The sequence below is a fragment of the Nonomuraea sp. NPDC003214 genome, assembly GCF_053590035.1.
The window spans coordinates 995,162-1,019,577 of sequence record NZ_JBSFSX010000001.1 but is presented as its reverse complement, the minus strand read 5'-3'; the positions used below and the strand labels follow the sequence as shown (position 1 = coordinate 1,019,577).

At 72.4% G+C, this 24,416-nt stretch carries 26 protein-coding genes; 18 read left to right on the top strand and 8 right to left on the bottom strand.

The features are described from left to right. From ACWDXC_RS04695 to ACWDXC_RS04650, 10 genes are all read left to right on the top strand, one after another. A complete protein-coding gene (locus ACWDXC_RS04695; RefSeq protein ID WP_449978059.1) occupies nucleotides 1-1,050 on the top strand; it encodes an alpha/beta hydrolase in 1,050 nt (349 codons plus the stop codon). Then, nucleotides 1,047-1,508, top strand: coding sequence for a tRNA (adenosine(37)-N6)-threonylcarbamoyltransferase complex ATPase subunit type 1 TsaE (gene tsaE, locus ACWDXC_RS04690; RefSeq protein WP_449978056.1), 462 nt, complete (start codon nucleotides 1,047-1,049; stop codon nucleotides 1,506-1,508). Before ACWDXC_RS04695 ends, tsaE begins: the two co-directional genes overlap by 4 nt. 166 nt (nucleotides 1,509-1,674) lie before the next feature. After that, the gene (locus tag ACWDXC_RS04685; RefSeq protein ID WP_357591380.1) at nucleotides 1,675-2,367 is read left to right on the top strand and encodes a hypothetical protein; all 693 of its coding nucleotides are present in this window, start codon (nucleotides 1,675-1,677) and stop codon (nucleotides 2,365-2,367) included. 2 nt (nucleotides 2,368-2,369) lie between these two features. Next, nucleotides 2,370-2,906, top strand: a complete 537-nt coding sequence (locus ACWDXC_RS04680) for a class F sortase (RefSeq protein ID WP_449978053.1) — start codon at nucleotides 2,370-2,372, stop codon at nucleotides 2,904-2,906. Nucleotides 2,907-2,941: 35 nt separating this feature from the next. Further along, entirely contained in the window at nucleotides 2,942-3,871 is a 930-nt protein-coding gene (locus ACWDXC_RS04675; protein ID WP_449978051.1) for a phosphotransferase, read from the top strand. A gap of 66 nt (nucleotides 3,872-3,937) precedes the next feature. Then, nucleotides 3,938-4,576 carry a tRNA (adenosine(37)-N6)-threonylcarbamoyltransferase complex dimerization subunit type 1 TsaB gene (tsaB, locus tag ACWDXC_RS04670; RefSeq protein WP_449978049.1) on the top strand — a complete coding sequence of 213 codons (639 nt, stop codon included), beginning with the start codon at nucleotides 3,938-3,940 and terminating at the stop codon, nucleotides 4,574-4,576. After that, nucleotides 4,573-5,019, top strand: coding sequence for a ribosomal protein S18-alanine N-acetyltransferase (gene rimI, locus ACWDXC_RS04665; protein ID WP_372455340.1), 447 nt, complete (start codon nucleotides 4,573-4,575; stop codon nucleotides 5,017-5,019). The genes tsaB and rimI overlap by 4 nt, the downstream gene beginning before the upstream one ends. Continuing rightward, on the top strand, nucleotides 5,012-6,043 hold the full coding sequence (gene tsaD, locus ACWDXC_RS04660) for a tRNA (adenosine(37)-N6)-threonylcarbamoyltransferase complex transferase subunit TsaD (protein WP_449978047.1): 1,032 nt from the start codon (nucleotides 5,012-5,014) through the stop codon (nucleotides 6,041-6,043). The genes rimI and tsaD overlap by 8 nt, the downstream gene beginning before the upstream one ends. Nucleotides 6,044-6,118: 75 nt before the next feature. After that, nucleotides 6,119-7,381 (top strand): carotenoid oxygenase family protein, encoded by a 1,263-nt coding sequence (locus ACWDXC_RS04655; protein ID WP_364173717.1) that lies wholly within the window; start codon nucleotides 6,119-6,121, stop codon nucleotides 7,379-7,381. Nucleotides 7,382-7,393: 12 nt separating this feature from the next. Beyond that, complete coding sequence (locus tag ACWDXC_RS04650) at nucleotides 7,394-8,266, top strand: GntR family transcriptional regulator (RefSeq protein ID WP_449978044.1); 873 nt, start codon at nucleotides 7,394-7,396, stop codon at nucleotides 8,264-8,266. A gap of 9 nt (nucleotides 8,267-8,275) precedes the next feature. On the opposite strand, the gene ACWDXC_RS04645 is transcribed toward ACWDXC_RS04650, so the two are convergent. The 3 genes from ACWDXC_RS04645 to ACWDXC_RS04635 form a co-directional block, all read right to left on the bottom strand. After that, on the bottom strand, nucleotides 8,276-9,928 hold the full coding sequence (locus tag ACWDXC_RS04645) for a hypothetical protein (protein WP_449978041.1): 1,653 nt from the start codon (nucleotides 9,926-9,928) through the stop codon (nucleotides 8,276-8,278). 195 nt (nucleotides 9,929-10,123) lie between these two features. Beyond that, a complete protein-coding gene (locus ACWDXC_RS04640; protein ID WP_449978039.1) occupies nucleotides 10,124-11,296 on the bottom strand; it encodes a THUMP-like domain-containing protein in 1,173 nt (390 codons plus the stop codon). 33 nt (nucleotides 11,297-11,329) lie between these two features. After that, on the bottom strand, nucleotides 11,330-11,827 hold the full coding sequence (locus ACWDXC_RS04635; RefSeq protein ID WP_357591372.1) for a MarR family winged helix-turn-helix transcriptional regulator: 498 nt from the start codon (nucleotides 11,825-11,827) through the stop codon (nucleotides 11,330-11,332). A gap of 103 nt (nucleotides 11,828-11,930) precedes the next feature. On the opposite strand from ACWDXC_RS04635, the gene ACWDXC_RS04630 reads away from it, so the two are divergent. The 5 genes from ACWDXC_RS04630 (at nucleotide 11,931) to ACWDXC_RS04610 (ending at nucleotide 16,039) form a co-directional block, all read left to right on the top strand. After that, complete coding sequence (locus ACWDXC_RS04630; protein ID WP_449978036.1) at nucleotides 11,931-12,782, top strand: NAD-dependent epimerase/dehydratase family protein; 852 nt, start codon at nucleotides 11,931-11,933, stop codon at nucleotides 12,780-12,782. Nucleotides 12,783-12,956: 174 nt separating this feature from the next. Next, nucleotides 12,957-13,268 carry a co-chaperone GroES gene (groES, locus tag ACWDXC_RS04625; protein WP_043623565.1) on the top strand — a complete coding sequence of 104 codons (312 nt, stop codon included), beginning with the start codon at nucleotides 12,957-12,959 and terminating at the stop codon, nucleotides 13,266-13,268. 72 nt (nucleotides 13,269-13,340) lie between these two features. Further along, the gene (groL, locus tag ACWDXC_RS04620; protein ID WP_449978033.1) at nucleotides 13,341-14,960 is read left to right on the top strand and encodes a chaperonin GroEL; all 1,620 of its coding nucleotides are present in this window, start codon (nucleotides 13,341-13,343) and stop codon (nucleotides 14,958-14,960) included. A 291-nt stretch (nucleotides 14,961-15,251) separates the two neighbouring features. After that, nucleotides 15,252-15,887 (top strand): sigma-70 family RNA polymerase sigma factor, encoded by a 636-nt coding sequence (locus ACWDXC_RS04615; RefSeq protein WP_156325505.1) that lies wholly within the window; start codon nucleotides 15,252-15,254, stop codon nucleotides 15,885-15,887. Further along, nucleotides 15,884-16,039, top strand: a complete 156-nt coding sequence (locus tag ACWDXC_RS04610; RefSeq protein WP_156325503.1) for a hypothetical protein — start codon at nucleotides 15,884-15,886, stop codon at nucleotides 16,037-16,039. Before ACWDXC_RS04615 ends, ACWDXC_RS04610 begins: the two co-directional genes overlap by 4 nt. On the opposite strand, the gene ACWDXC_RS04605 is transcribed toward ACWDXC_RS04610, so the two are convergent. Both ACWDXC_RS04605 and ACWDXC_RS04600 read right to left on the bottom strand, forming a co-directional pair. Next, entirely contained in the window at nucleotides 16,000-16,377 is a 378-nt protein-coding gene (locus ACWDXC_RS04605) for a DUF5319 domain-containing protein (protein ID WP_449978029.1), read from the bottom strand. The two genes, ACWDXC_RS04610 and ACWDXC_RS04605, sit on opposite strands and share 40 nt — an antisense overlap. Before the next feature lie 168 nt (nucleotides 16,378-16,545). Continuing rightward, complete coding sequence (locus ACWDXC_RS04600; RefSeq protein ID WP_308125611.1) at nucleotides 16,546-17,472, bottom strand: response regulator transcription factor; 927 nt, start codon at nucleotides 17,470-17,472, stop codon at nucleotides 16,546-16,548. 502 nt (nucleotides 17,473-17,974) lie between these two features. On the opposite strand from ACWDXC_RS04600, the gene guaB reads away from it, so the two are divergent. Then, nucleotides 17,975-19,456, top strand: coding sequence for an IMP dehydrogenase (gene guaB / locus ACWDXC_RS04595; protein ID WP_449978025.1), 1,482 nt, complete (start codon nucleotides 17,975-17,977; stop codon nucleotides 19,454-19,456). Between the two features lie 6 nt (nucleotides 19,457-19,462). Then, nucleotides 19,463-20,584, top strand: a complete 1,122-nt coding sequence (locus ACWDXC_RS04590) for a GuaB3 family IMP dehydrogenase-related protein (RefSeq protein ID WP_219500509.1) — start codon at nucleotides 19,463-19,465, stop codon at nucleotides 20,582-20,584. Between the two features lie 147 nt (nucleotides 20,585-20,731). On the opposite strand, the gene ACWDXC_RS04585 is transcribed toward ACWDXC_RS04590, so the two are convergent. From ACWDXC_RS04585 to ACWDXC_RS04575, 3 genes are all read right to left on the bottom strand, one after another. Beyond that, on the bottom strand, nucleotides 20,732-21,796 hold the full coding sequence (locus ACWDXC_RS04585) for a methyltransferase domain-containing protein (RefSeq protein WP_449978022.1): 1,065 nt from the start codon (nucleotides 21,794-21,796) through the stop codon (nucleotides 20,732-20,734). A 172-nt stretch (nucleotides 21,797-21,968) separates the two neighbouring features. Beyond that, a complete protein-coding gene (locus ACWDXC_RS04580) occupies nucleotides 21,969-22,616 on the bottom strand; it encodes a class I SAM-dependent methyltransferase (protein ID WP_449978020.1) in 648 nt (215 codons plus the stop codon). 222 nt (nucleotides 22,617-22,838) lie between these two features. Further along, nucleotides 22,839-23,387, bottom strand: a complete 549-nt coding sequence (locus ACWDXC_RS04575; protein ID WP_364173692.1) for a TetR/AcrR family transcriptional regulator — start codon at nucleotides 23,385-23,387, stop codon at nucleotides 22,839-22,841. Between the two features lie 58 nt (nucleotides 23,388-23,445). On the opposite strand from ACWDXC_RS04575, the gene ACWDXC_RS04570 reads away from it, so the two are divergent. After that, nucleotides 23,446-24,405 (top strand): DsbA family protein, encoded by a 960-nt coding sequence (locus tag ACWDXC_RS04570; RefSeq protein WP_449978017.1) that lies wholly within the window; start codon nucleotides 23,446-23,448, stop codon nucleotides 24,403-24,405. Nucleotides 24,406-24,416: the final 11 nt, after the last annotated feature.

Here is a 24,416-nt window from a genome sequence, read left to right as displayed (position 1 = left end):
ATGACGACGACAACACGGCGGAAGGTCGGCATCGCGGGCGCGCTCGTCGGCGCCGCCTCCGCGGGGATCGCCGCGGCCGCCATGGCCAAGCGCTACGCGGTCGGCCGCATCCGGCTGCGCCCCGACACCGAGGCGAGCGAGCCGTTCGGCGAGCTGCGCGGGCGCGAGCACACGCTGATCACCTCCGACGGCAAGGCGCTGCACGTCGAGGTCGACGGCCCCGACGACGCGCCGCTCACCCTCGTCTTCTGCCACGGCTACTGCCTCAACCTGGAGTCGTGGCACTACCAGCGCCGCGAGCTGCGCGAGCAGCACCGCATGGTGCTGTGGGACCAGCGCTCCCACGGCCGCTCCCAGCGCGGCGCGGCCGACGACAGCACGATCGACCGGCTCGGCCAGGACCTGGCCGAGGTCATCGAGCAGTACGTGCCCGGCCCCTGCGTGCTCGTCGGCCACTCCATGGGCGGCATGACGATCATGGCGCTGGCCGACAGCCGCCCCGAGCTGTTCGGCGACAAGGTGCGCGGCGTGGCCCTGCTGTCCACCTCGGCCGGCAAGCTCGCCGAGCTGACCCTGGGCCTGCCCGCGCTGGCCTCCAAGGTCGTGCACAAGCTGGCCCCCACGACCGTGTCGATGCTGGGCCGCCGCGGCTCGTTCATCGACCGCACCCGCCACGCGGGCAGCGACATCGCCTTCCTCATGACCCGCTACATGGGCTTCGGCGACTCCAAGAACGTCAGCCCGACCGTGGTCGACTTCGCCGAGTCCATGATCCGGGGCACGCCGACCGAGGTGGTCGCCGACTTCTACCCGGCGCTGATGGACCACGACAAGCTGTCCGCGCTGCACGTCCTCGACCCCGTGCCCACCGCGATCATGGTGGGGGACAAGGACTGGCTGACCCCGCCCGACCACAGCCGGGCGATGGCCGAGGCGCTGCCCAAGGCCCAGCTCACCGAGGTGCCAGACACCTCGCACCTGCTCCAGCTGGAGCGGCCCGGCGTGGTCAACGACGCGCTCCGCGACCTGATCAAGAGGGTGGCGCTGTGAGACTGCCGACCGCCGAGGAGATGCGCACGTTCGGCGCCCGGCTGGCCGCCCGGCTGCGGCCCGGCGACCTGGTGGTCCTGTCGGGGCCGCTCGGCGCCGGCAAGACCACGCTGGTGCAGGGCATCGGCGAGGGCCTGAAGGTGCGCGGGCCGATCACCTCGCCCACGTTCGTCATCGCCCGCGTCCACCCGTCGCTGGCCGGCGGGCCGCCGCTGGTCCACGTCGACGCCTACCGGCTCGGCGGCGACCTGGAGGTGGACGACCTCGACCTCGACGCCTCGCTGGAAGACTCGGTGACCGTCGTCGAGTGGGGCGAGGGGCTGGTCGAGGGGCTGTCCGACGACCGGCTGGAGATCCACATCGACCGCGAGGCGGGTGACGAGGCCCGCCTGGTCACCCTGCGCGGCGTCGGCGCCCGCTGGGCCGACGACACGCCGTCTGAAGGGGCACAAGAGTAAAACCAACGCCATGCCCCGGTGATCCTGTCACCCTTGACGTATCACGCCGATGACATGAAACATGATCATTGGTAAGGGTTGGCCCAGAAATTCTGGGTATCAGGAGGGGCGGCATCCACGAAAACTGGTGGATGCTTGGTGAAAGACGGCGGAGTGGGGTGCGGCGGTGCTCAGGGTCAGCCAGGTCGCGTACGCGGGAGCCATCCTCATGATCGGCCTCGCCGGTTGTTCGGCGGAGGCGCAAACACCGCCGTCGGGGTCGGCCTCCCCGACAGTGAGTCCCACCGGCAGTCCCACTGGCAGCCCCACGGCGGCGCCGACCGCCACCACGAGCTCCACGGCGAGCCCGGCGGCCACCCGCCCGTCCATCCTGGTCCAGCTCAACCCCGACCGCGTCACCGCGGGCGAGACCTCGACCGTGTGGGTGCTGGCCAACTGCCCCGAGCCGACCGGCGGCCCCGCCCACAGCGGCACCGCGACGTCCCGGGCGTTCGTCAGCGGCGTCACGCTCAACCCGGCCGACGCCGCGACCTCCTCGCCCTCGCCGACCGGCGCCCGGGCGGGCGGCGCCTGGGTACGCGGCCAGGCGCAGGTCAACGGCACCGTCCGGCGCGGCTCCTACCGGGTCGACGTCAAGTGCGACGGCACCAACCACGTCGGCCGCGCCACGCTGCGCGTCCGCGCGCCCGAGCCGCTGCCCGACGACGTGCCCACCAAGGCGCCCAGGGCGGGCGGCGGCGGCACCTTCGGCAAGGACGTCGACGAGGGCTCGTCGATCCCGCTCGTGCCCGTGGGCCTGGCGCTCGGCGTCGCCGCCGCTGCCGGGATCGGGATCGCGGTCAAGCGCCGCCGGTCCTGAAGATGGCGCGTTCGGGACGGGTCGTCCTCGCGGGCGCCGTGACGGGCCTCGTGCTGGTTGCCTCCGGCAAGAACATGCAGTCCGCCCCCGAGGAGACGGCGGCCGGAGTGGTGCCCCGCAGCATCGACATCCCGTCGATCGACGTCGAGGCGCCGCTGATGAAGCTCGGGCTCAAGAACGGCGAGGTCGAGCTGCCGCCGTACGAGAAGCCCAAGGTCGCCGGCTGGTACACCGGCAGCGCAGTGCCGGGCGAGAAGGGCGCCTCCGTCATCGTCGGCCACGTCGACACCAAGACCTCGCCGGCCGTCTTCTACAAGCTCCGCCAGGTCCGCAAGGGCGAGACGGTCAAGGTCGAACGCAGTGACGGCAAGGTCGTCGAGTACAAGGTCACCGCGATCGAACAGGTGCACAAGGACGACTTCCCGCTGCGCAAGGTCTACGTCGAGGACGGGCTCAAGCTCGTCACCTGCGGCGGCAAGTTCGACTATGCCAAGGGCGAGTACCTGGACAACATCATCGTGTACGCCAGCGAGGCCTGAAAAAGCGGTTGCGCCCCTCTGTGACGATGGAGGGCATGAGCGTGGACACCAGCCCGCCCGCGTCCGGTTCCCGGGTGCCCTGGCCCGAGGTGCACCCGGGCGTCCGCGAGGCGGTCGAGAAACTGCTCGGCGCGCCCGTCGCCGAGGCGGTCACCCAGGAGGGCGGCTTCTCCCCGGCCGCCGCCGTGCGGCTGCGCGCCGCCAACGGCCGCCGGGCCTTCGTCAAGGCCGTCGGCCCCGAGCCGAACGCCGAGTCGGTGCGCATCTACCGGGCCGAGGCGCGGGTCGCCGCCGCCCTGCCCGCCACGGTGCCGGCGCCCCGGCTGCTCGACGCGTTCGAGCTCGACGGGTGGGTGGCGATGGCGTTCGAGGACGTCGAGGGCCGCCACCCGGCCATGCCGTGGCGGCGCGACGAGCTGGACCTGGTGCTCGACGCCGTCGAGCGGATGTCGGCCGCGCTCACGCCGTCACCGGTGGACGTGCCGCCGATCGGGGAGGTCATGGGGACGTCCTTCCAGGGCTGGCGCAGGCTGCTCGGCGAGGACACCACCGGGCTCGACCCGTGGGCGCTGCGCCACCTGCCGGCGCTGGCCGAGCTGGAGTCCGGCTGGGCCGAGGCGGCGGCGGGCGACACGCTGGCCCACTGCGACCTGCGGGCCGACAACGTGCTCATCTCGGACGGGCGCGTCTACGTCGTCGACTGGCCGTGGGCGTCGCGGGCCGCCGCCTGGTACGACCGGGTGGCGATGCTGCCGTCGGTCGGCATGCAGGGCGGGCCGCCGCCGCACGAGCTGCTGCCCGACCCCGACCCGGACGTCACCAAGGCCGTCGCCGCCCTCACCGGCTTCTTCGTCCGGCAGTCCCGTCAGCCCGCGCCGCCCGGCCTGCCGACCCTGCGCGCCTTCCAGCGGGCCCAGGGCGTCGTGGCGCTGGAATGGCTCAGACAGCGGACCGGCTGGTCCTGAAGCACCGGCAGGCCGAATCGGCGGAGCGGCCGGGTCTGACCTGTCGGGCCGGTAGGCTAAGCAGTCGTGCTGGTCCTGGCCTTTGACACCGCGACGCCCGCCGTCACCGCCGCCCTTCACGACGGGCAGCGGGTGCTCGCCGAATCCACCACGATCGACGCGCGCCGCCACGGCGAGTTGCTCGTGCCCACCGTCGAGCGCGTCCTCGCCGAGGCGGGGGTCGCGCTGCGCGACGTCACTGCCGTCGTCGCGGGCGGCGGCCCCGGCCCCTACACGGGCCTGCGCGTCGGGCTGATGACCGCGCAGGGCCTGGCGACCACCCTCGGCGTGCCCGCCCACGGCATCTGCACGCTCGACGCCGTCGCCTACGGGTCCGGGCTGGAGGAGCCGTTCCTGGTCGCCACCGACGCGCGGCGCAAGGAGGTCTTCTGGGCCCGCTACTCCGACCGGCGCACCAGGGTCGACGGCCCGCACGTCGACCGGCCCGCCGACGTGCCCGTCGAAGGGCTGCCGGTGGCCGGGGCCGAGCTCTACCGCGACGTCCTGGGCCCCGCCGTCGCCCCCGCCTACCCGTACGCCGGGTTCCTGGCCGCGCTCGCGGCCGAGCGGATCGCGGCGGGCGCCCCGCTCGACCCGCCGCGCCCGATCTACCTGCGCCGCCCCGACGCCGTGGTGCCCGGGGCGCCCAAGAAGGTGACGGCGTGAAGCTGCGGCAGATGACCGAGGCCGACCTGCCGGCGGTCATGGCGATCGAGCGGGCCACGTTCCCGCGCGACGCGTGGAGCGAGGGCATGATGCGCGGCGAGCTGGCCGACCAGCCGCGCACCCGCCACTACGTGGTGGCCCTGGTCGAGGAGCAGATCGTCGGCTACGCCGGGCTCGCCGTCGCCGCCGACCAGGCCGACGTGCAGACGATCGCGGTGCTCGACACCCACCGCGGCACCGGCGTCGGCGGCGCCATGCTCTCCGCCCTGCTGCAGGAGGCCGGCCGCAGGGGAGCCAGGGAGATCTTCCTGGAGGTGCGCGAGGACAACCCGGTCGCCCGCGGCGTCTACACGCACTTCGGGTTCGAGGAGATCGGCACCCGCCGCCGCTACTACGAGGACGGCACCGACGCGATCATGATGAGAAGGAAGCTGGATGGCTGACGCACCCCTGGTCCTGGGCATCGAGACGTCCTGCGACGAGACCGGCATCGGCATCGTCAGAGGCCACACGCTGCTGGCCAACACCATCGCCTCCAGCATGGACGAGCACGCCCGCTTCGGCGGCGTGGTGCCGGAGGTGGCCTCGCGGGCGCACCTGGAGGCCATGACGCCGACGGTCGAGGCCGCGCTGTCCGCCGCCGGGCTGAAGTTCTCCGACATCGACGCCATCGCCGTCACCGCCGGCCCGGGGCTGGCCGGGGCGCTGCTCGTCGGCGTCGCCGCCGCCAAGTCCTACGCGCTCGGCCTCGGCGTGCCCCTCTACGGCGTCAACCACCTGGCCGCGCACGTCGCCGTCGACCAGCTCGAACACGGGCCGCTGCCCAAGCCGTGCATCGCCCTGCTCGTCTCCGGCGGCCACTCCTCGCTGCTGCTGGTGCCCGACGTGGCCGAGGACGTGATCTCGCTCGGCTCGACCGTCGACGACGCGGCGGGCGAGGCGTTCGACAAGGTGGCGCGGGTGCTCGGGCTGCCGTTCCCCGGCGGGCCGCACATCGACCGGGCCGCCCGCGACGGCTCCGGCACCGCCGTCGCCTTCCCGCGCGGCAAGATGGACGACGGCACGCTCGACTTCTCCTTCTCCGGGCTCAAGACCGCCGTCGCCCGCTGGGTGGAGGCCCGCGAGTCGTCCGGCCAGCGCATCCACGTGCCCGACGTGGCCGCCTCCTTCCAGGAGGCCGTGGTCGACGTGCTCACCCGCAAGGCGCTGCAGGCGTGCAAGAAGTACGAGGTGCACGACCTGCTCATCGGCGGCGGCGTGGCGGCCAACTCGCGGTTGCGCGCGCTGGCCCAGGAGCGGTGCGACGCGGCGGGCGTCCGGCTGCGGGTGCCCCGGCCCGGCCTGTGCACCGACAACGGCGCCATGGTCGCCGCGCTCGGCTCCGACCTGGTGGCGGCCGGGGTGACGCCGTCGACGCTGGAGATCCCGGCCGACTCCTCGCTGCCGATCACCACCGTCCACGTGTGACCCTGCACTAGTGCAACTCGGGGGAATTACCCCTGCTGGGAAGGCTTTTCCGGGCCCTCTGCGTACGTTGTCAGCATGAAGTACACAGAGGGCCCGTTCGCGCCCGTCACCGAGGAAGTCACGGCCTACGACCTGCCGGTCACCGGGCGCGTGCCGGCCGAGCTCAACGGCCGCTACCTGCGCAACGGCCCCAACCCGCTGGGCATCGAGGACCCCGCCGTGCACATCTGGGGCATGGGCCAGGGCATGGTGCACGGGGTGCGGCTGCGCGACGGCCGGGCCGAGTGGTACCGCAACCGCTGGGTCCGCACGCCCGGCCACGGGCCGATGGTGCACGTGATCGAGCACGCCGCCCGCACGTTCGCGCTGGCGGAGGGCGGGCTGCCGCCGGCCGAGCTGGACGCCGAGCTCGGCACGGTGGGCGTGTGCGCGCTCGGCGGCACCCCCGAGGGCTTCACGGCCGGCGCCCACTCCAAGCACGACCCGCTCACCGGCGCGCTGCACTCGCTGTCGTACCAGGTGGGCCAGAGCTTCGTGCAGTACATCGTGACCGGCCCCGACGCCGCCGTGGTGGCGAGCACGTCGATCCCGCTCACGCGGACGCCGTTCATGCACGACTTCGCGCTCACCGAGAACCACGTCGTCCTGTGGGACACGCCGCTCGGGTTCGACGGGTTCGAGTGCCGCTGGCTGCCCGGGCACCCCACCCGGGTGGGCGTCATGCCGCGCGCCGGGGGCGAGGTGCGCTGGCTGGAGATCGACCCGGTGCACGTCAGCCACACGCTCAACGCCTACGAGGACGGCGGCGCGATCGTCGTGGACCTGGTCACCGCCGACGGGCCGTTCGACCCGGCCGACCCCGGCGGCATCCGCCCCGCCCTGGACCGGTGGACGATCGAGACGGACCGGGTCGTCCAGCGGCGCCTCGACGACCGGCCGCAGGACTTCCCGCGCCTGAACGAGTCACGCACCTCCCGCCGCCACCGCTACGGCTACGCGGCGGCCACGGACCTGTACGGCATCCCGTTCACGCCCGCGGGCGCGCCTCCCGACGACGCCTTCACCAACGCCCTGGTCAAGCACGACCTGGACCGCGGCACCACCGAGGTGCACGGCTTCGGCCGGGGCGAGTCGGTAGGGGAGGCCGTGTTCGCCGCCACGGGGACCGGCGAGGACGACGGCTACCTGCTCACGTACGTGTCCGACCCGGAGCGCGGCGCGAGCGACCTGGTGATCCTGTCGGCGCAGGACTTCACCGGCGCCCCCGTCGCCAGGATCCACCTTCCCGTACGGGTGCCGCTCGGGCTGCACGGCAGCTGGCTGCCCGAGCCCGTGTGACACTGTTGGATCGTGACCGACCCCCGTCCGCCCTACCTGCGGATCGTCGCCGACATCGAGCGGCGCGTCGCCGAGGGCGAGCTGCGACCCGGTGACCCGGTCCCCACGACCAGGGCGATCATGCGGGAGTGGGGCGTGGCGATGGCGACCGCCACCAAGGCGCTGACCGCGCTCAAGCAGGCGGGCGTCATCGAGTCGGCGCCCCGGGTGGGCTCCGTGGTCGCCGCCCAGGCCGCCCCCAGGCGCTCCGCCGAGACGCTCGAACGCGACCGGATCGTCCGCGCCGCCATCGAGATCGCCGACGTCGACGGGCTGGCCTCGCTGTCCATGCGCTCGGTCGGCTCCCGGCTCGGCGTGGCGACGATGTCGCTCTACCGCCACGTCGAGTCCAAGGGCGAGCTGGCCCGGCTGATGGCCGACGCGGCGTTCGCCGAGATCGACTATCCCGAGCCGCCGCCGGGCTGGCGCTCCCACCTGCGGGTGGCCGCCCGGCTGCAGTGGGCGGCCTACCAGCGTCACCCGTGGCTGCCCCGGGTGGTGTCGGTCACCCGGCCGATCGTGCTGCCCGGCATGGTGGCCTACGCCCAGTGGTCGCTGCGGGCGCTGGACGACCTCGGCCTGCCCGCCGACACGCGGCTGCTCGTCTACGCCACCCTGGTCAACTACGTGCGCGGCACGGCGGTCAACATCGAGAGCGAGACCGATGCCGAGCGCGACACCGGGCTGACCAGCACGCAGTGGATGTCGCGGCGCCTGACGGTCGAGGGACGGCTCATCAAGCAGGTGACCGACCCGAGGGTGGCGATCGACCTGGAGACGATCTTCGCGTTCGGTCTCGAACGGGTGCTGGACGGGCTGTCGATCGTCATCACGCCGCGGCGCTGAGCGGCCGCGTCAGTCCTTGGCGCGGGTCGGCCGCAGCAGGGCCTCGGCCAGGGCCAGCATGGTCTCCTCCAGGGCTCCCAGGCGCTTGTTGAGGTCGGCTGTGGCGGGCTCGACGATGCCGGAGACCGTCTCGGCCAGCGCGTCGCGGTCGGGGCGGGAGCGGACGACCTCGGTGAGCGACGTCGCGGCCTCGGTCAGCCGCTGCAGGTGCTCGTCGCGGTGGGTGTCGAGCAGCTCGCCGATGCGCTCGTCGATGGCCAGCGCGGCGGGGAGCCTGCCGATGGTCTCGCCGACGCTCTCCAGGGCCTCGCTGGCCTGCTCGGAGCGGGTGGTGAGGCCGCTGAGGTGGGCGTCGAGGCCGTCGACCCGGGTGACCAGGTGCTCCTCGGCCGCGGCCAGGCGCTCGGCCAGCGCGTCGAACCGCTCGCCCTGGCCGCCGAGGCGCTCGGCGAGCGCGTCGAAGTGCTCGTCGTGCTCGCCGAGCCGGCTGTCGAGGCGGTCGAAGCGCTCGTCGTGGCCGCCGAGCTGCTTGGCGAGGGTGTCGAAGTGGCCGTCGTGGCCGTGGAGGCGGTCGGTGAGGGCGTCGAGGCGCTTGTCGTGGCCGGTGAGGCTCTGCGCGAGGGCGTCGAAGCGGGCGGCGTGGCCGGTGAGCTCGCCGTTCATCGAGCTGAGGCGGCCGTCGACGGAGGCCAGGCGGGTGCCGAAGCCGTCGAGGCGCGTGTCGGTGGCGGCGGCGCGGCCGTCGAGGCTCTGCAGGCGGCCCTCGATCCCGGCCAGCGTCTCGTCGGTGCTCTCGAAGCGCACGTCGACGCTCTCCAGGCGCGAGTCGATCGCGACGAGCCGCCCGTCGACCCGGTCGATCCGGCCGTCGACGCCGTCGAAGCGTCCGCCGAGCCGCTGCTCGGCGTCGTCGAGGCGGCCGAGCAGCCGCTCCTCCAGCGCGTCGACCTTGGCCGTGACCTGCTCGGTCGTGGCGGTGAGCTGCTGGGCGGCGAGGGCCAGGCGCTCGTCGAGGCTGTCGGACAGGTCGAGCATCACGCCCTCGACCCGCTCGGTGCGCGAGTGGAGCTCGGCCAGCGACTTGTCGATGCGGGTGAAGCGCCCGGCGGCGACCTCCATGCCGGCGCTGACCTGCGCCAGCTTGCTGGTGACCTCGCCCATCCGCTGGGTCACCCCGTCGGTGACCTCCAGCACCGACTGCAGCCGGCTCAGCGCCTCCTCGACGCTCTCGGACACGGTGCCGAGGTCGGCGCGCAGCTTGGGCAGCTCCAGGATCGGGTGGACCCGCTGGCTGACCGCGTCCACCCGGGTGTCGACGCCGCCGACCTGCTCGCCGACGGCGTCGACGTGGTCGCGCACCGCCTCGACGTGCTGGGCCAGCCCTTCGGCCCACATGGGCGGTTTGGCGGCGATGTCGTCGAGCCGTCCGGAGACGGTCTCCAGGGTGCCGCTCAGCCCGCCGAGCTCACGCTCGCGCACCTCGCGGAGGAGCCATTCCATGCCCTCCAGCCGCTGCCGGATCTCGTCGAGGACGGCTCCCTGCGTGCGCTGTTCGTACACGTGATCCTGGGCGGCACGCGCCAGCAGCTCCCGCATCCTGTCGGAGATGGCGGTCTGGCCGCCTGCCTGCAGAAGGGTGGTGGTGTGGTTGGAATGGTCCACCGAAAGGCTCCTTCGCTGTCGACGGTCTGCCGCGTGGCGGTGGGGTTGGGTCCGATGTGCAAGTGAAAGAAGGAGAACGCGGCTCACCGCAATAGGGGGGAGAACTCCCGCCCGGCTACCTTAGCCTTTCGATCAAGGTCCGTCATCGGCGAAGGAGAAGATCGCTCTTATGATGGAATCGTCCGGATTTGTCATTCACGCAGGTCGTGACGGGTGGCAGATCAGAACGGATGGTTTATCCATAATCCTCGTCAGAATGACGACGGCGGATTCTTCACCGGAAAGCCGGAGGTCGCCGCGCAGCCGCTCGATATCCACAGCCGATCCGCGCTTTTTAATGGTGACATTTCCGACGCGGCGTGCCCGCAGCGCCGCTCTGAGTCGTTTGAGCGAGAACGGCAGCGTCTCGACCACCTCGTACCGCGCGGCCCACGGCGTGTCGACCGGCTCGTCCCCCGAGATGTAGGCGATCATCGGGTCGGCCAGCCACCCGCCCACCAGCTCGGCCACCTCGCCCACCAGATGCGCCCGCACCGCGGCCCCGTCCGGCTCGTACACGTAGCGCCCCACCGGCCCGGTGCCGGCCTCGGCCCCGGTGGCGGTCAGCGTATGGCCGCCCGGCAGGAGCGTCGCCCGCCGCCCGGGCTCGCCGGCGCCCGTCCAGAGCGCGGCCTCCTTCACCTCGCCCTTGTACGAGACCCACTCGGCCTGCGCCTGCGCGGGGATGAACTCGTACGGGATGCCGGGGGCGACCTTGAGGCAGGCCAGGCGCGCCCGGGAGACCAGGTCGAGGACGACCGGCCAGGGCGGCGAGTAGGACATCGGGTCGAACGTGCGGCCCCGCGAGCCGCGCCTGGCCGGGTCGGCGAACAGCACGTCGTGGTCCTCGGGCCGCACGGTCGCGGCGTCGGCCACCCGCACGGTGACGCGCTCGCCCAGGCCGAGCGCGTCGGCGTTGGCGCGGGCGACGGCGGCGGTCAGCGGGTCGGCGTCGACGGCCTCGACCGTGCGGCCGGCGCGGGCCAGCGCCAGGAAGTCGCCGCCGATGCCGCAGCAGGCGTCGGCGACGCGCGGCCCGGCGCCGCACTCGGCCAGGCGGCGGGCCCGGTGCTCGGCGACCTCGGCGCGGGTGGACTGTTCGAGGCCGTGCGGGGTGAAGAACATGCGCGCCGCGTCGGCGCCGAACTTGGCGGCGGCCCGCTCGCGCAGCCCCGCCTGGGTGAGCGCCGCCGAGGTGAGGGCGGCGTCGTAGGTGCGGCGCAGCCGGGTGGCCGCCGCGACCGGGTCGGCGCCGGCGAGCTCCTCCGCCTCGGCCAGCGCCCGCAGGCCGCGCGGTGTCAGCAGCTCGGTGAAGGCGTCCAGGTCCACGACGTACGACGGTAGTGCACGCGGCGGGCCGGCTCAGAGATCGGTGTCGCGCAGGGAGACGAGCAGCTTGCGCAGCAGCCCGGCCAGGGCGGCGCGCTCGTCCTCGTCGAGCCCGGCCAGCAGGTCGCGCTCGTTGTCGAGATGCCCCTCCAGCACGTCGTCGACCAGGCGCAGCCCCTCGGGGGTGAGCGAGACCAGGATCATGCGGCGGTTTCCCGGCGCCGGCCGGCGGTCGACCAGGCCGCGCTCGACCAGGCGGTCCATGCGGTTGGTGAGCGCGCCGGGGCTGACCATGGCGGAGGAGGACAGGTCCTTCATGCACATGGTGTGGCTCTCGCCGCTGCGCAGCAGCGTGGCCAGCATGTCGAACTCCCAGGGCTCCAGGCCGCGCCCGGCCAGGAACTCCTTGACGCCGCGTTCGAGCAGGCGCGACAGGCGGGAGACCCGGCCGACGACGCCCATGGGCGAGGCGTCCAGGCCGGGGCGGGCCCGCGCCCACTGTCCGAGGATCACGTCGACGGCGTCTTCCATGCGTCCGACGATATCAAAAACTTCGACGTTGAAATTTCGGGGGAGCCGCGCTAGTTTCCTGAGTGTCGAAGTGTTCAACGTCGAAGTGTTCGAGGTGGAAGACATGAAGGTGCTGGTGCTTGGCGCGACGGGCTACATCGGCGGGGTGCTGGTCGAGCGGCTGATCGAGCGCGGCCACGAGGTCGCGGCGCTGGTGCGGCCGTCAGTCGACGGGAGCAGGCGGGTGTCCGGGGTGGCCGACGAGCGCCACGGCGACCTGGCGGACCCGGCGTCGGTCGCCGCCGCGCTGACCGCCGACGTCGACGCCGTGGTGCACGCCGCCGAGCTGACCGGTAACCGGGAGGCCGACCTGGCCTCCGTCGGCGCGCTCGCCGCCTCCGGGAAGCGGGTGACGTACGTGAGCGGGGTCTGGGTGCTCGGCGAGGTGGACGGCGGGGACGAGGAGAGCCCGGCCGACCCCGTCCCGCTGGTCGCCTACCGCGACCAGGTCGAGCGGCTGGTGCTCGACGGCGGCGGGTCGGTGGTCCGGCCGGGCGTCGTCCACGGCCGGGGCGGTGGCATCCCCGCGCTGCTGCGCGAGCAGGCGGCCCGGCGCGGCACGGGCGTGTACGTGACCGCCGGGGGAGTGCCCGCCTGGACGGCCGTGCACGTGGACGACCTGGCGGACCTGCTCGTCGCGGTCGTGGAGAAGGGGGAGGCGCGGATCTACCACGCCATCGCGGAGGAGGGCGTGCCCGTGGACGCCGTCGCCGAGGCGGCCGGTGTGGCGGCCGGCGTGGGCGCCGCCGCGGAGCCGTGGCCGCTCGCGGAGGCCGCCGGGGCGCTGGGGGAGGGATTCGCCCAGGCCCTCGCGCTCAGCCAGCGCATCGGCGCGTCGCGCACCCGGGCGGCCCTGGGCTGGAACCCCGGCCGGGCCGGGATCGTGGCCGACCTGGCGGAAGGCTCCTACGCCTGATCGCCCAGAGCTGACGCGTTCGTGTTGACTGTCAAGCCCCTCTTGCATATGTTTCCTGTTGGCACTCTCCCCTTGAGAGTGCCAACTGTGCGACGAGGCAGGTCTGGCACCCGCGACGGCAGGCCCCGCTGGTCGCCTCTTCTGATCATTCAAATCTGAAGGGGAGGTCCGATCGTGACGACCGCCACCAAGGTTCCCGTTAAGCCGCTCGGCGACCGCATCGTGGTTCAGCCGCTTGAGGCAGAGCAGACCACCGCTTCCGGCCTGGTCATCCCTGACACCGCCAAGGAGAAGCCGCAGGAGGGCAAGGTCCTCGCGGTGGGCCCGGGCAACTGGGACGAGGACGGCGACAAGCGGATTCCGCTCGACGTCTCCGAGGGCGACATCGTCCTCTACAGCAAGTACGGCGGCACCGAGGTCAAGTACGGCGGCGAGGAGTACCTCGTGCTCTCCGCCCGCGACGTTCTCGCGATCATCGAGAAGTAAGCCGGTCGTGTCGGGCCCCGGGCGCTCCCAAGGCGGCCGGGGCTTTCGACGCTAGGAGAGGACTTTCAGCAAATGGCGAAGATTCTGGAGTTCGACGAGGACGCCCGCCGCGCGCTTGAGCGCGGAGTCAACGCCCTCGCGGACGCCGTGAAGGTTACCCTCGGCCCGCGTGGCCGCAACGTCGTCATCGACAAGAAGTTCGGTGCTCCGACGATCACCAACGACGGTGTCACCATCGCTCGCGAGGTCGAGCTGGAGGACCGTTACGAGAACCTCGGCGCCCAGCTCGCCAAGGAAGTTGCCACCAAGACCAACGACATCGCGGGTGACGGCACCACCACCGCGACCGTCCTGGCCCAGGCCATGGTCCGCGAGGGCCTGCGCAACGTGGCGGCCGGCGCCTCGCCGCTGTCGCTCAAGCGCGGCATCGACAAGGCCGCCAAGGACGTCAGCGACAGGCTGCTCGCCTCGGCCATCCCGGTCGAGGACAAGAAGGCCATCGCCGACGTGGCGACGATCTCCGCCCAGGACGCCAAGATCGGCGACCTGATCGCCGAGGCGTTCGACAAGGTCGGCAAGGACGGCGTGCTGACCGTCGAAGAGTCCAACGCCATGGGCATGGAGCTCGAGTTCACCGAGGGCCTGCAGTTCGACAAGGGTTACCTGTCGGCCTACATGGTGACCGACTCCGAGCGGATGGAGTCCGTCCTGGAGGACGCCTACATCCTGCTCACCCAGGGCAAGGTCTCCTCCATCGCGGACTTCCTGCCGCTGCTGGAGCAGATCGCCCAGACGAAGAAGCCGCTGCTCGTGGTCGCCGAGGATGTCGAGGGCGAGGCCCTGGCCGTCCTGGTCACCAACAAGATCCGCGGCACCTTCACCTCCGTCGCCGTCAAGGCTCCCGGCTTCGGCGACCGCCGCAAGGCGATGCTGCAGGACATGGCCATCCTCACCGGCGGCCAGGTCGTCAGCGAGGAGGTCGGCCTCAAGCTGGAGAACGTCGGCCTGGAGGTGCTCGGCACCGCCCGCCGCATCGTCGTCACCAAGGACGCCACGACCATCGTCGACGGCGCCGGCGACCCTGCCGCGATCGAGGACCGGGTCAAGGAGATCAAGCTCGCCATCGAGCAGTCCGACTCCGACTGGGACCGCGAGAAGCTCCAGGAGCGCCTGGCCAAGCTCGCGGGCGGCGTGTGCGTGCTGCGCGTCGGCGCGGCCACCGAGGTGGAGCTCAAGGAGAAGAAGCACCGCCTCGAGGACGCGATCTCCGCGACGCGCGCCGCGATCGAGGAGGGCATCGTCTCCGGCGGCGGCTCCGCGCTGATCCACGTCTCCAAGGACCTCGACGACCTCGGCCTGACGGGCGACGAGGCGACCGGTGTCTCCATCGTGCGCCGCGCGCTGGTCGAGCCGGCCCGCTGGATCGCCGAGAACGCCGGCCTGGAGGGCTACGTCGTCACCCACAAGGTGGCGGAGCTGCCCGCGGGCCACGGCCTCAACGCGGCCACCGGCGAGTACGGCGACCTGCTCGCGCAGGGCGTCAACGACCCGGTCAAGGTCACCCGCTCGGCGGTGCAGAACGCGGCGTCGATCGCGGGCATGCTGCTGACCACCGAGGCCCTCGTGGTGGACAAGCCCGAGGAGGAGGCCCCGGCCGCCGGCCAGGGTCACGGCCACGGGCACGGCCACTAGGGTTCGCTGTAACGCGCTTCGGCCCGCACCGGGATTCCGGTGCGGGCCGTTTCGTTGTTTGTAGCGCTATGTCACATTTTTCTGTGAAATATTGTTTATCTGAGTGAACCTGGAGTGCGGGTTAAGCGTCCGTGGTCTGACGAATGTCGTGCCATTTGGCTTATAACGTGAAACAATCTGCCAGGCATAAAGGCTTAGTGTTGTCACTCGATTACTATCGGTTATCGTCGCTTCAATGTGACCAATCCGTAGCCGTTCGCCATGACGACAGGCCGGAGCGGGCCGGGCATCATGCCTAACGTGAGCGAGGGAAGCGTCGCCGACGCCAAAATTGGGGTAAGGCTCGCGTCGAGACTTCCGGCACGGACGGATGACTCCGACCTAAGAGAACTGACGAGCCTCGCGGTGCAGGGAGATCGCAGTGCGATCGAATCCTTGCTCGGCGAGTTGCGTCCGATGGTGGTGCGCTATTGCCGCGCCAGGCTGGGCCGCGTTTCGGGGCAATATCACATTGCCGATGACGTGGCCCAGGAGGTGTGCATCGCGGTCCTGTCCGCGCTGCCGCGATACCGCGACATGGGGCGGCCGTTCGCGTCGTTCGTCTTCGGGATCGCCTCGCACAAGGTGGCCGACGCGCTGCGCAGCTCCGTGCGCTCGGCCGTGCCGACCCAGGATCTCCCCGACGGGCCCGACGACGGGCCGGGGCCGGAGGAGACCGTCGTCCGCTACATCGAGGTCGAGCACGCCCGCAGGCTGCTCGCCCGGCTGCCGCCCAACCAGCGCGAGCTGCTGCTGTTGCGGGTGGTGTCGGGGCTGTCGGCCGAGGAGACCGGTAATGTACTCGGCATGTCACCAGGTGCCGTACGCGTCGCCCAGCACCGGGCGCTGGCCAGGCTGAGGCAGATGGCCGAGCTGGAGTCGGCTTGACCCCTGAGGAAGAGAGCGACGCGCTGCTCGACGCGCTCGCGGCCGGTGAGCTGCCCGACAGCGGCGACCCGGCCGCCCGGGTGCTCGCGGCCCTGGTCGGCGACGTGCTCGATCAGCGGCGTTCCTCCGTGTCGATGACGCCGTCGACGTAGCCTCGCGCGTACTCCCAGGTGACGTAGGCGGCCGGATCGGGCTGGAAGGCCGGCTCGTGCATCTGGGGCTGGCCCAGCTCGATCATCTGGCGCAGGTTGCCGCGCAGCAGGTCCCAGTCGAAGAAGTGCTGCTCGCCGCACTCCGGGCAGTCGAGCACCAGGCCCAGCACCCCCTGCCGCTCCAGCAGGGAGCGGAAGACCTCGACGTCGGCCAGGTCGGTGATGGCCTCGTCGCGCTCGGCGGCGGTCAGCGGCTCGGCCTCGCCGAGCTCGCCCATCGCAGCGGAAGGGTCGTTGGGGTCGTCCGCGAACGGGTCGCGGGGGACGTCTTCCAGCACCTTCCCACCATATGACCGATGCGGCGCGAGCGGTGGGCATTGACCGACCCGGCCGCGCCGCACACCCTCAGCCCCGCCCTCACGCCCGCCCCGGGCCCGCCCTCACACCCGCCCTTACGTCCGCCCCCTCACGCCCGCCCGCAGGCTCGCCCTGGGCCGGCCTGGGGGTCAGGTCAGCCAGCCGCGGCGGGCGGCCTCCACGCCGGCGTGGAAGCGGGACTGGGCGCCGAGCTCGGCCATCGCGTCGGCGAACCTGGCCCGTACGGTGCGGACCGACAGGCCGAGCTGCCGGGCGATGGACTCGTCGCACAGGCCCTGCGCGGCCAGCCGCAGCACCTGCGCCATGCCGCCGCCGCGCTCCCACGGCAGCGGCACGGCCCGCCCCCACCACTCCTCGAACAGCGAGCGGAGCATGCCCGCCACGATGGGGGTGCGCATCAGGTAGAAGTTGTAGGCGTGGTCGGGCAGGTTGCCGCCCCAGGTGGCGGGCAGCCCGGCGGTGTCGCTGCCGGCCGTCATGAACCAGCTCGGCACCCGGTCCAGCGTGCGCACCTGGCCGCCGGTCGCGAGCAGCCGGGTGAGCTGGTCGCGCACCCCGGGCAGGGTGAGGGTGGCGACGGGCAGCACGGCGCGCACCACGAGCAGGCCGCGGCGCTGGGCGTCGATCCACGGCTCGACGAACTTGGCGGCGAAGTCGGCCATCGTCCGCTCGTCGGGGATCGCGGTCAGCAGCGTCATCGGGGGAGCCTGCACGGCCATGCCCATGACGCTCTCGTACAGCACGTCCGCGCCGCTGGCGGACTCGACGGGGAACGGGCCGCTGCGGTGGTCGCGGCCGGCGTCGTAGTCGCGGATGAGGCCGCGGATCGAGCCGAGCACGGTGTCGATGCGGCGGCTCTCCTCGGCCAGCCGGTCGAGCCGTTCGGCCACGAGCCGGCCGAGCGCGGCCGCCGGGTGGCGGGCCAGGTACTCGCCGGACTGCTCGTCGACGACGCCGAGCCTGACGAGGTCGTCGAGCTGGTCGGCGACCTGGTCGACGGGCCCGTCGGTGGCCTCGGCCAGCTCGGTGCGGGTGGCGCGGTGCAGGCGCAGCACTGCCGTGTAAAGGGCCGTTTGCGTGGGATCGAGGCCTAGCGTTTCGAGCGAATCTGGCACAGTTTGGTGCTCGTTGCGCATGTGTCGGGCTCCGTAGGGGGGAACGCGCGGCGTGCCGCGAGGATAACCCGGCATTCCTTACTTGTCCGCTGGTTGCGCCGACTGCCCCGGCCGGGGGTGCAACTTCGTGCAATTGCACGTTTTCACATTGCGCTGTGCCGTTCCGTAACCCACGCTTAACTCAGCGTCGGCATTCCGTTACAGGGCCCGGCGCCGCCGGCCATCAGGACGCGGAGGGGGGTTCGGTGGCGTGCGCGGCGTCAGGCCCGGATGCCGGTGGCCGGGGGACGGCGCGGCTCACCGACCGCTCCGTCCCCCGGCACTTCTGCTGGATGCCGGGAGTACGACGGACCGTGGGGGTCATCGTCCTCCCGGCATCCATGCGTTTTGGAGGCAGGCCCTAGACTTGCTGCATCAGCGCAACGGCAGGAGGGGCCGCAGCATGTCCAAGTTCACACAGACGGGTCTGACGTTCGACGACGTGCTGTTGGTGCCGGCCTATTCCGACCTGCAGCCGGGCGAGGCCGAAACCGCCACCAGGCTGTCACGCCGCATCACGCTGTCGATCCCGCTCGTCTCGGCGGCGATGGACACCGTCACCGAGGCGCGCATGGCGGTCGCGATGGCCCGGCAGGGCGGCATCGGCATCCTGCACCGCAACCTGTCGGTCGAGGAGCAGGCCCAGCAGGTCGACCTGGTGAAACGGTCCGAGGCCGGCATGGTGACCAACCCGGTGACCTGCAGCCCCGACGACACCCTGGCCGACGTCGAGCGCCTGTGCGCCACCTACCGGATCTCCGGGGTGCCCGTCACCGACGCCTCCGGCATCCTCGTCGGCATCGTCACCAACCGTGACATGCGCTTCGAGACCGACCAGGCCCGGCCGGTGCGCGAGGTCATGACCAAGATGCCGCTCGTCACCGCCCCCGTGGGGGTCTCGCGTGACGACGCCTACGCGCTGCTGCGCAAGAACAAGATCGAGAAGCTGCCGCTGGTCGACCCCGACGGCAGGCTGCGCGGCCTGATCACGGTCAAGGACTTCACCAAGAGCGAGCAGTATCCGCTCGCCACCAAGGACGCCGACGGCCGCCTGGTGGTGGGCGCGGCCGTGGGCGTCGGCGGCGACGCCGAGGTGCGGGCCAAGGCGCTCATCGAGGCGGGCGTCGACGCCATCGTGGTCGACGTCGCGCACGGCCACTCCAAGGGCCTGGCCGACATGATCGCCAAGGTCAAGGCCAACAGCAAGGTCGACGTCATCGGCGGCAACATCGCCACCAGGGCCGGCGCCCAGATGCTCGTCGACGCGGGCGCCGACGCGGTCAAGGTCGGCGTCGGGCCGGGCTCGATCTGCACCACCCGGGTCGTCGCCGGTGTCGGCGCGCCGCAGGTCACCGCCATCTACGAGGCGTCGCTGGCGTGCGCCCCGGCCGGCGTCCCGGTGATCGGCGACGGCGGCCTGCAGTATTCGGGCGACATCGTCAAGGCCATCGCGGCCGGCGCCGACAGCGTCATGCTCGGCTCCCTGCTGGCCGGCTGCGAGGAGTCGCCCGGCGAGCTGATCTTCATCAACGGCAAGCAGTTCAAGTCCTACCGGGGCATGGGCTCGCTCGGCGCGGTGCGCAACCGCGAGCGGGGCGGCACCTCGTTCAGCAAGGACCGCTACGCCCAGGCCGAGGTCGGCGGCGAGGACAAGTACATCCCCGAGGGCATCGAGGGCCAGGTGCCCTACCGAGGCCCGGTCGCGGCGGTCGCCCACCAGCTCGTCGGCGGTCTGCGCCAGGGCATGTGGTATTCCGGCTGCCGCACGATCCCCCAGATGCACACCGACTGCGAGCTCATGCCGATCACGGCAGCGGGCCTCAAGGAGAGCCATCCCCACGACATCCAGATGACCGTGGAAGCTCCTAACTATCACAGAAGGTAAAACCGCATGACTCAGCAGGTGGAGATCGGCCGGGGCAAGGCAGGCCGCCGGGCTTACTCGCTCGACGAGATCGGCCTCGTCCCGTCGCGGCGCACCCGCGATCCGGAAGAGGTCTCGATCGCCTGGCAGATCGACGCGTACCGGTTCGAACTGCCCGTCGTCGTCGCGCCCATGGACAGCGTCGTCTCGCCCGCCACCGCGATCGAGATCGGCCGGCTCGGCGGGCTCGCGCCGCTCGACCTCGAAGGGCTGTGGACGCGCTACGAGGACCCGTCCCCGCTGCTGGAGGAGTGCGCCTCGCTCGACGCCGAGGCGGCCACCCGCAGGCTCCAGGAGATCTACGCGGCGCCGATCAAGGAAGAGCTGATCGGCCGCCGCATCGAGGAGATCCGCGCCTCCGGCGTGACCACGGCCGTCCGGCTGTCGCCGCAGCGCACGGTGCAGTATCACAAGGCGGTCATCGACGCCGGGGTCGACATGTTCGTCATCCGGGGCACCACGGTCTCCGCCGAGCACGTCTCGGGGCGGGCCGAGCCGCTCAACCTCAAGCAGTTCATCTACGAGCTCGACGTCCCGGTGATCGTGGGCGGCTGCGCCACCTACACGGCGGCGCTCCACCTGATGCGCACCGGCGCGGCCGGCGTGCTGGTCGGCTTCGGCGGCGGCGCCTCCCACACCACCCGCAACGTGCTGGGCGTGGCGGTGCCGATGGCGACCGCGATCTCCGACGTGGCCGCGGCCCGCCGCGACTACATGGACGAGTCCGGCGGCCGCTACGTGCACGTGATCGCCGACGGCGGCATGGGCACCTCCGGCGACATCGCCAAGGCCATCGCGTGCGGCGCCGACGCCGTCATGGTGGGCTCGCCGCTGGCCCGCGCCTCCGAGGCGCCCGGCCACGGCTTCCACTGGGGCTCCGAGGCGCACCACCCCGACCTGCCGCGCGGGCGGCGGGTCGAGTTCGGCACGGTGGGCACGCTGGAGCAGATCCTGCACGGCCCGTCCAGCGTGGCCGACGGCTCGATGAACCTGATGGGCGCGCTCAAGCGCACGATGGCGTCGACCGGCTATTCGGACATCAAGGAGTTCCAGCGCGTCGAGGTCGTCGTCGCGCCGATCCAGCGCTGATCTCAGGATGAGGATTTCTCCACCGCGTAGAAAGAATTTTGCACGCGGTGGAGAATCCTCCACCCGGTCGCCGGTCCCGCCCGCGCATGATCGTCAAGATTTTCCCTGGGCGGTCCCTGCCTGGTGGGAGCAGGCGAGGGCCGCCTCTCAGCCGATCACCCGCGTCGCCTCGTCCAGCCACACCCGCTGCTCCTCCGGGGTGACGGTCATGCCGAACCGCTCGTGGCCGGGCTCTCCCCAGCTCACCCAGGTGAAGTAGGCGTTGACCGCCTCCGCCCACACGTCCCGGTCGCCGAACCTGTAGACCTCGTAGTCGTCGCGGTGCGGCTGCCAGCTCGCGGCCGCCCACTCGTCCGGGCCGCCGATCACCCACATCCGGTAGAAGTCGTCCTCCTGGTAGACGCTGGTGCGCAGCCCGGTGAGCGCGGAGACGGCCAGGTCGGCGCCGAGCGGGGCGTAGGCCAGCGTGCGCGGGTCGACCGGGGTCCTGAACTCCAGCGCGTCCTCGCGCCGCCACGGCCCGAGCTCGGCGGGGCGCTGGGAGCGCATCATCATGTAGTGGGCGCCGCCGGAGAAGCGCCCGGCCGCCGTGCCGCCCGGCATGACCGTCAGGCGCAGCGCGTGGCCCGCCCCGAAGCCGGGGCAGTAGGGCGCGACGATCGCGCCGCCGGGCCGGGTCTGCTCGATCCACGCGTACGGCACCGTACGGACTCCGCAGGTGACGTGGACGCGGTCGTACGGGGCCCGCTCCGGGCAGCCGTAGGCGCCGTCGCCGACGATCAGGCGCAGGCCGTCGCCCAGGCGTCGCGCGGCGTCGGCGGCCACGGCGGGGTCGATCTCGATGCTCGTCACGTTCGCCGCGCCGACCAGGTGTGACAGCAGCGCGGCCGTCCACCCGGTGCCGGTGCCGATCTCCAGCACCCGGTTGCCGGGGGCGGCGTCGAGCAGGCGGAGCAGGTGCGCGACCGTCGCGGGCGCCGAGCACGACGAGGTGTAGCCGCCCTTGGCGGTCCGGAGGTCGGCGCGCCCGTCGTCGAGCTGCGTGACGATGGGGGACGCGGAGCGTACGGCCTGCCACCAGCCCTCCGGGTCGGCTTTGCGGTCGATCAGGAGGGGCGGCCCCTCCGGCTCCGGGACGTGTAAGGCCACGTCGGGCACGAACCGGTGGCGCGGCACCGCCTCCATCGCCCGCGCCACGGCGGTGGCGCTCACCTGGCGCCGCCTGCCTTCTGACGCTCGCCCACGGGACCTCCTCCGGCTCGACGGTGACGGACCGTGATCGTAGGCAGGCGGTACGGGACGGGCAAGGGATTCGCCGAAGAGCGCTGCCGGCAGGTGGAGAACTTTGTGCGTCGGTGGAGAATCGTCATCCCCCGGGAGAAAGTCAGGGGCGTACGGCGCGGACGTAGTAGAGCAGCGACGGCAGCGGCCCCTCGGCCTCGACCCGGAAGCCCGCGTCGGGGATCAGGGTGCCGAGCAGCTCCTGCGGGGTGTGGTCCATGGCGGGGCCCGAGATCATGGCCGTGAGCCGCTTGAGCAGCGGGTGCTCCGGCGGCCTGAACTCGGCGACGAGCAGCCGCCCGCCGGGCCGCAGCACCCGGAACATCTCGCGCGCCGCCGCCGGCCGGGCCTCCAACGGGATGTGATGCACGGCCAGCGTGGAGACGACCAGGTCGAACGAGCCGTCGGGGAAGGGCAGGTCCTCCCCTCCGGCGACGACGTACTCGCAGTTGGCCGGGGCGCGGTCGCGGGCGTAGCCGATCATCGCGGGGGACGGGTCGACGCCCGTGACCTGCCCGCCGGGGCCCGCGACGGGCGACAGGATGCGGCTGAGGTAGCCGGTGCCGCAGCCGACGTCGAGGATCCGGTCGCCGGGCCGCGGCTTGGCCTGGGTGGCGACGCGGGTGAAGGCGGCGCGGCGGCCGCCGGGGTAGCCGAGCGAGGCGACGACCTCGTAGGCGCGCGGGTGGTCGATGGTGCCGCCCGCGTCGGCGTGCTCGGCGTGGTCGTGCAGGAGCCTGCCCAATCCCATGACGTCCTCTTCTCGATGCGGAACAAGGTGTTCGGTATTGAATGGTGCGTTCACCAGCCTGAAGAGTCCAGGGCAGGCGGGCGCGGCGGACCCGCAGGGCCGTGCATGTCGTGCCTGCTGCCCGTTCCGGCGAGCTTCTCTCGTTCAGCCTGCCGATGTTCCGGCACGTGCAGGAGCGGCGGCGGCTGATGGTGTGCGTGGTGGGGCGTTCATGGCGCTGGTTCAGGGGCGGAAGAGCCGCCAGAACGCCAGGGCCAGCTCGCCGGCCGGGGTTTCGCGGGGCCCCGTCACCCAGTGGGCGATCACGCCGACGAGCGCGCCCGCCAGGTAGGCGGCGTGCACGTCGGGCGGCACGTCGTCGAAGCCGGCCGGCCGGGAGCCCTGCCGGAAGCGGGCCGACAGCTCGCCGGTGAGGCGTTCACGCAGGCGGGAGGTGCAGCGGGGGCTGCCGAGCAGGCACGCGTAGAGGGCGGCGCTGGCGGAGATGTGCGCGAACAGGGCGGTGAGCGGCTCGGGGGCGCGGTCGCGGGGCGCGTCGAGCGGGCAGAGCGCGGCGGCGCGGGCGACCTCGGCCACCGCGTCCTCCAGCGCGTCGGCGGCCAGCGCGTCGACGTCGGGATAGTGCAGGTAGACGGTGGCCCGGTTGACCTCGGCGCGCTTGGCGACCTCGGAGATCGTGATCGAGCCGGGCTCGCGTTCGGCCGCCAGGTCGAGGAGGGCGGCGTGCAGCCTGGCCCGGGTGCGCTGGGCGCGCGGGTCGTCGGGGTTCATGCCGCCCACTATACGACATGTGTTGCTTAATTGACAGTTGTCGCATAGTCTCGGTGTCATGCGAATCGAGATCTGGGCCGACGTGGTCTGCGGCTGGGCGTACATCGGCAAGCGGCGCCTGGAGAAGGCCCTCGAAGGGCTGGACGCCGAGGTGGTCTGGAGGCCGTTCCGGATCGACCCGACGGCCCCCGCCCAGGCGATCCCCTACGAGGAGGCGATGGCCGACCCCATGGTCGACGCCGCGGTGGAGCGTTGCGCCCCCGGCCTGACCCCGGGGGAGAACCGGGTGCGGATGTCGCTCATCGCCGCCGAGGAGGGCTTCGGCTGGCGCTGGGGCCCCGCCTGGCGCGCCAGCAGCCACGACGCCCACCGGCTGATCGCGCTGGCCGCCGAGCACGGCGCCGACCAGGACGCCGTGGCCGAGCTGGTGATGAAGGCCCACTTCATCGACGGCCTCGACATCAGCGACCGCCAGGTCCTGCACCGGATCGCCGCCGAGGCCGGCTTCCCCGCGGGCGCCGCGCTGCTCGACGACGGCGCCGGGGAGCAGCTCGTCCGCGAGCTCCTGCTCCGCGGCAAGGCCATGGGCGTCGCCACCTCGCCCACGCTGGTCGTCGGCGGCCGGGCGCTGGCCGGGGCCCAGTCGCCCGAGGTCATCAGGGACTTCGTGCTGGGCGCCGACGGCCCCGAGCGGCGGCTGCCCGAGGAGGTCGAGCGCTACCGGCACGCCGAGTCGCTGCTGGACCAGCGCGACCCGCTCGGCGCGCTGGTGCTGCTCGGGCCGCTGCTCGGCGAGCACGGCGACGACCGCAACGTGCTCATGCTCGCCGGCCGGGCCTACTACGCCTCGGCGCAGCTCGGGCGCGCCCGCGCCACGCTGGAGCGCCTGGTCGAGCTGTCGCCCGACGACGCGTACGTCCACCAGCTGCTGGGGCGCACGCTCCAGCGGCAGGGACGGCCCGACGAGGCCGCGCCGCACCTGCGGCTGGCCGGCGCGATGGTGCCGGACTACGCCTGACCACCTAGCAT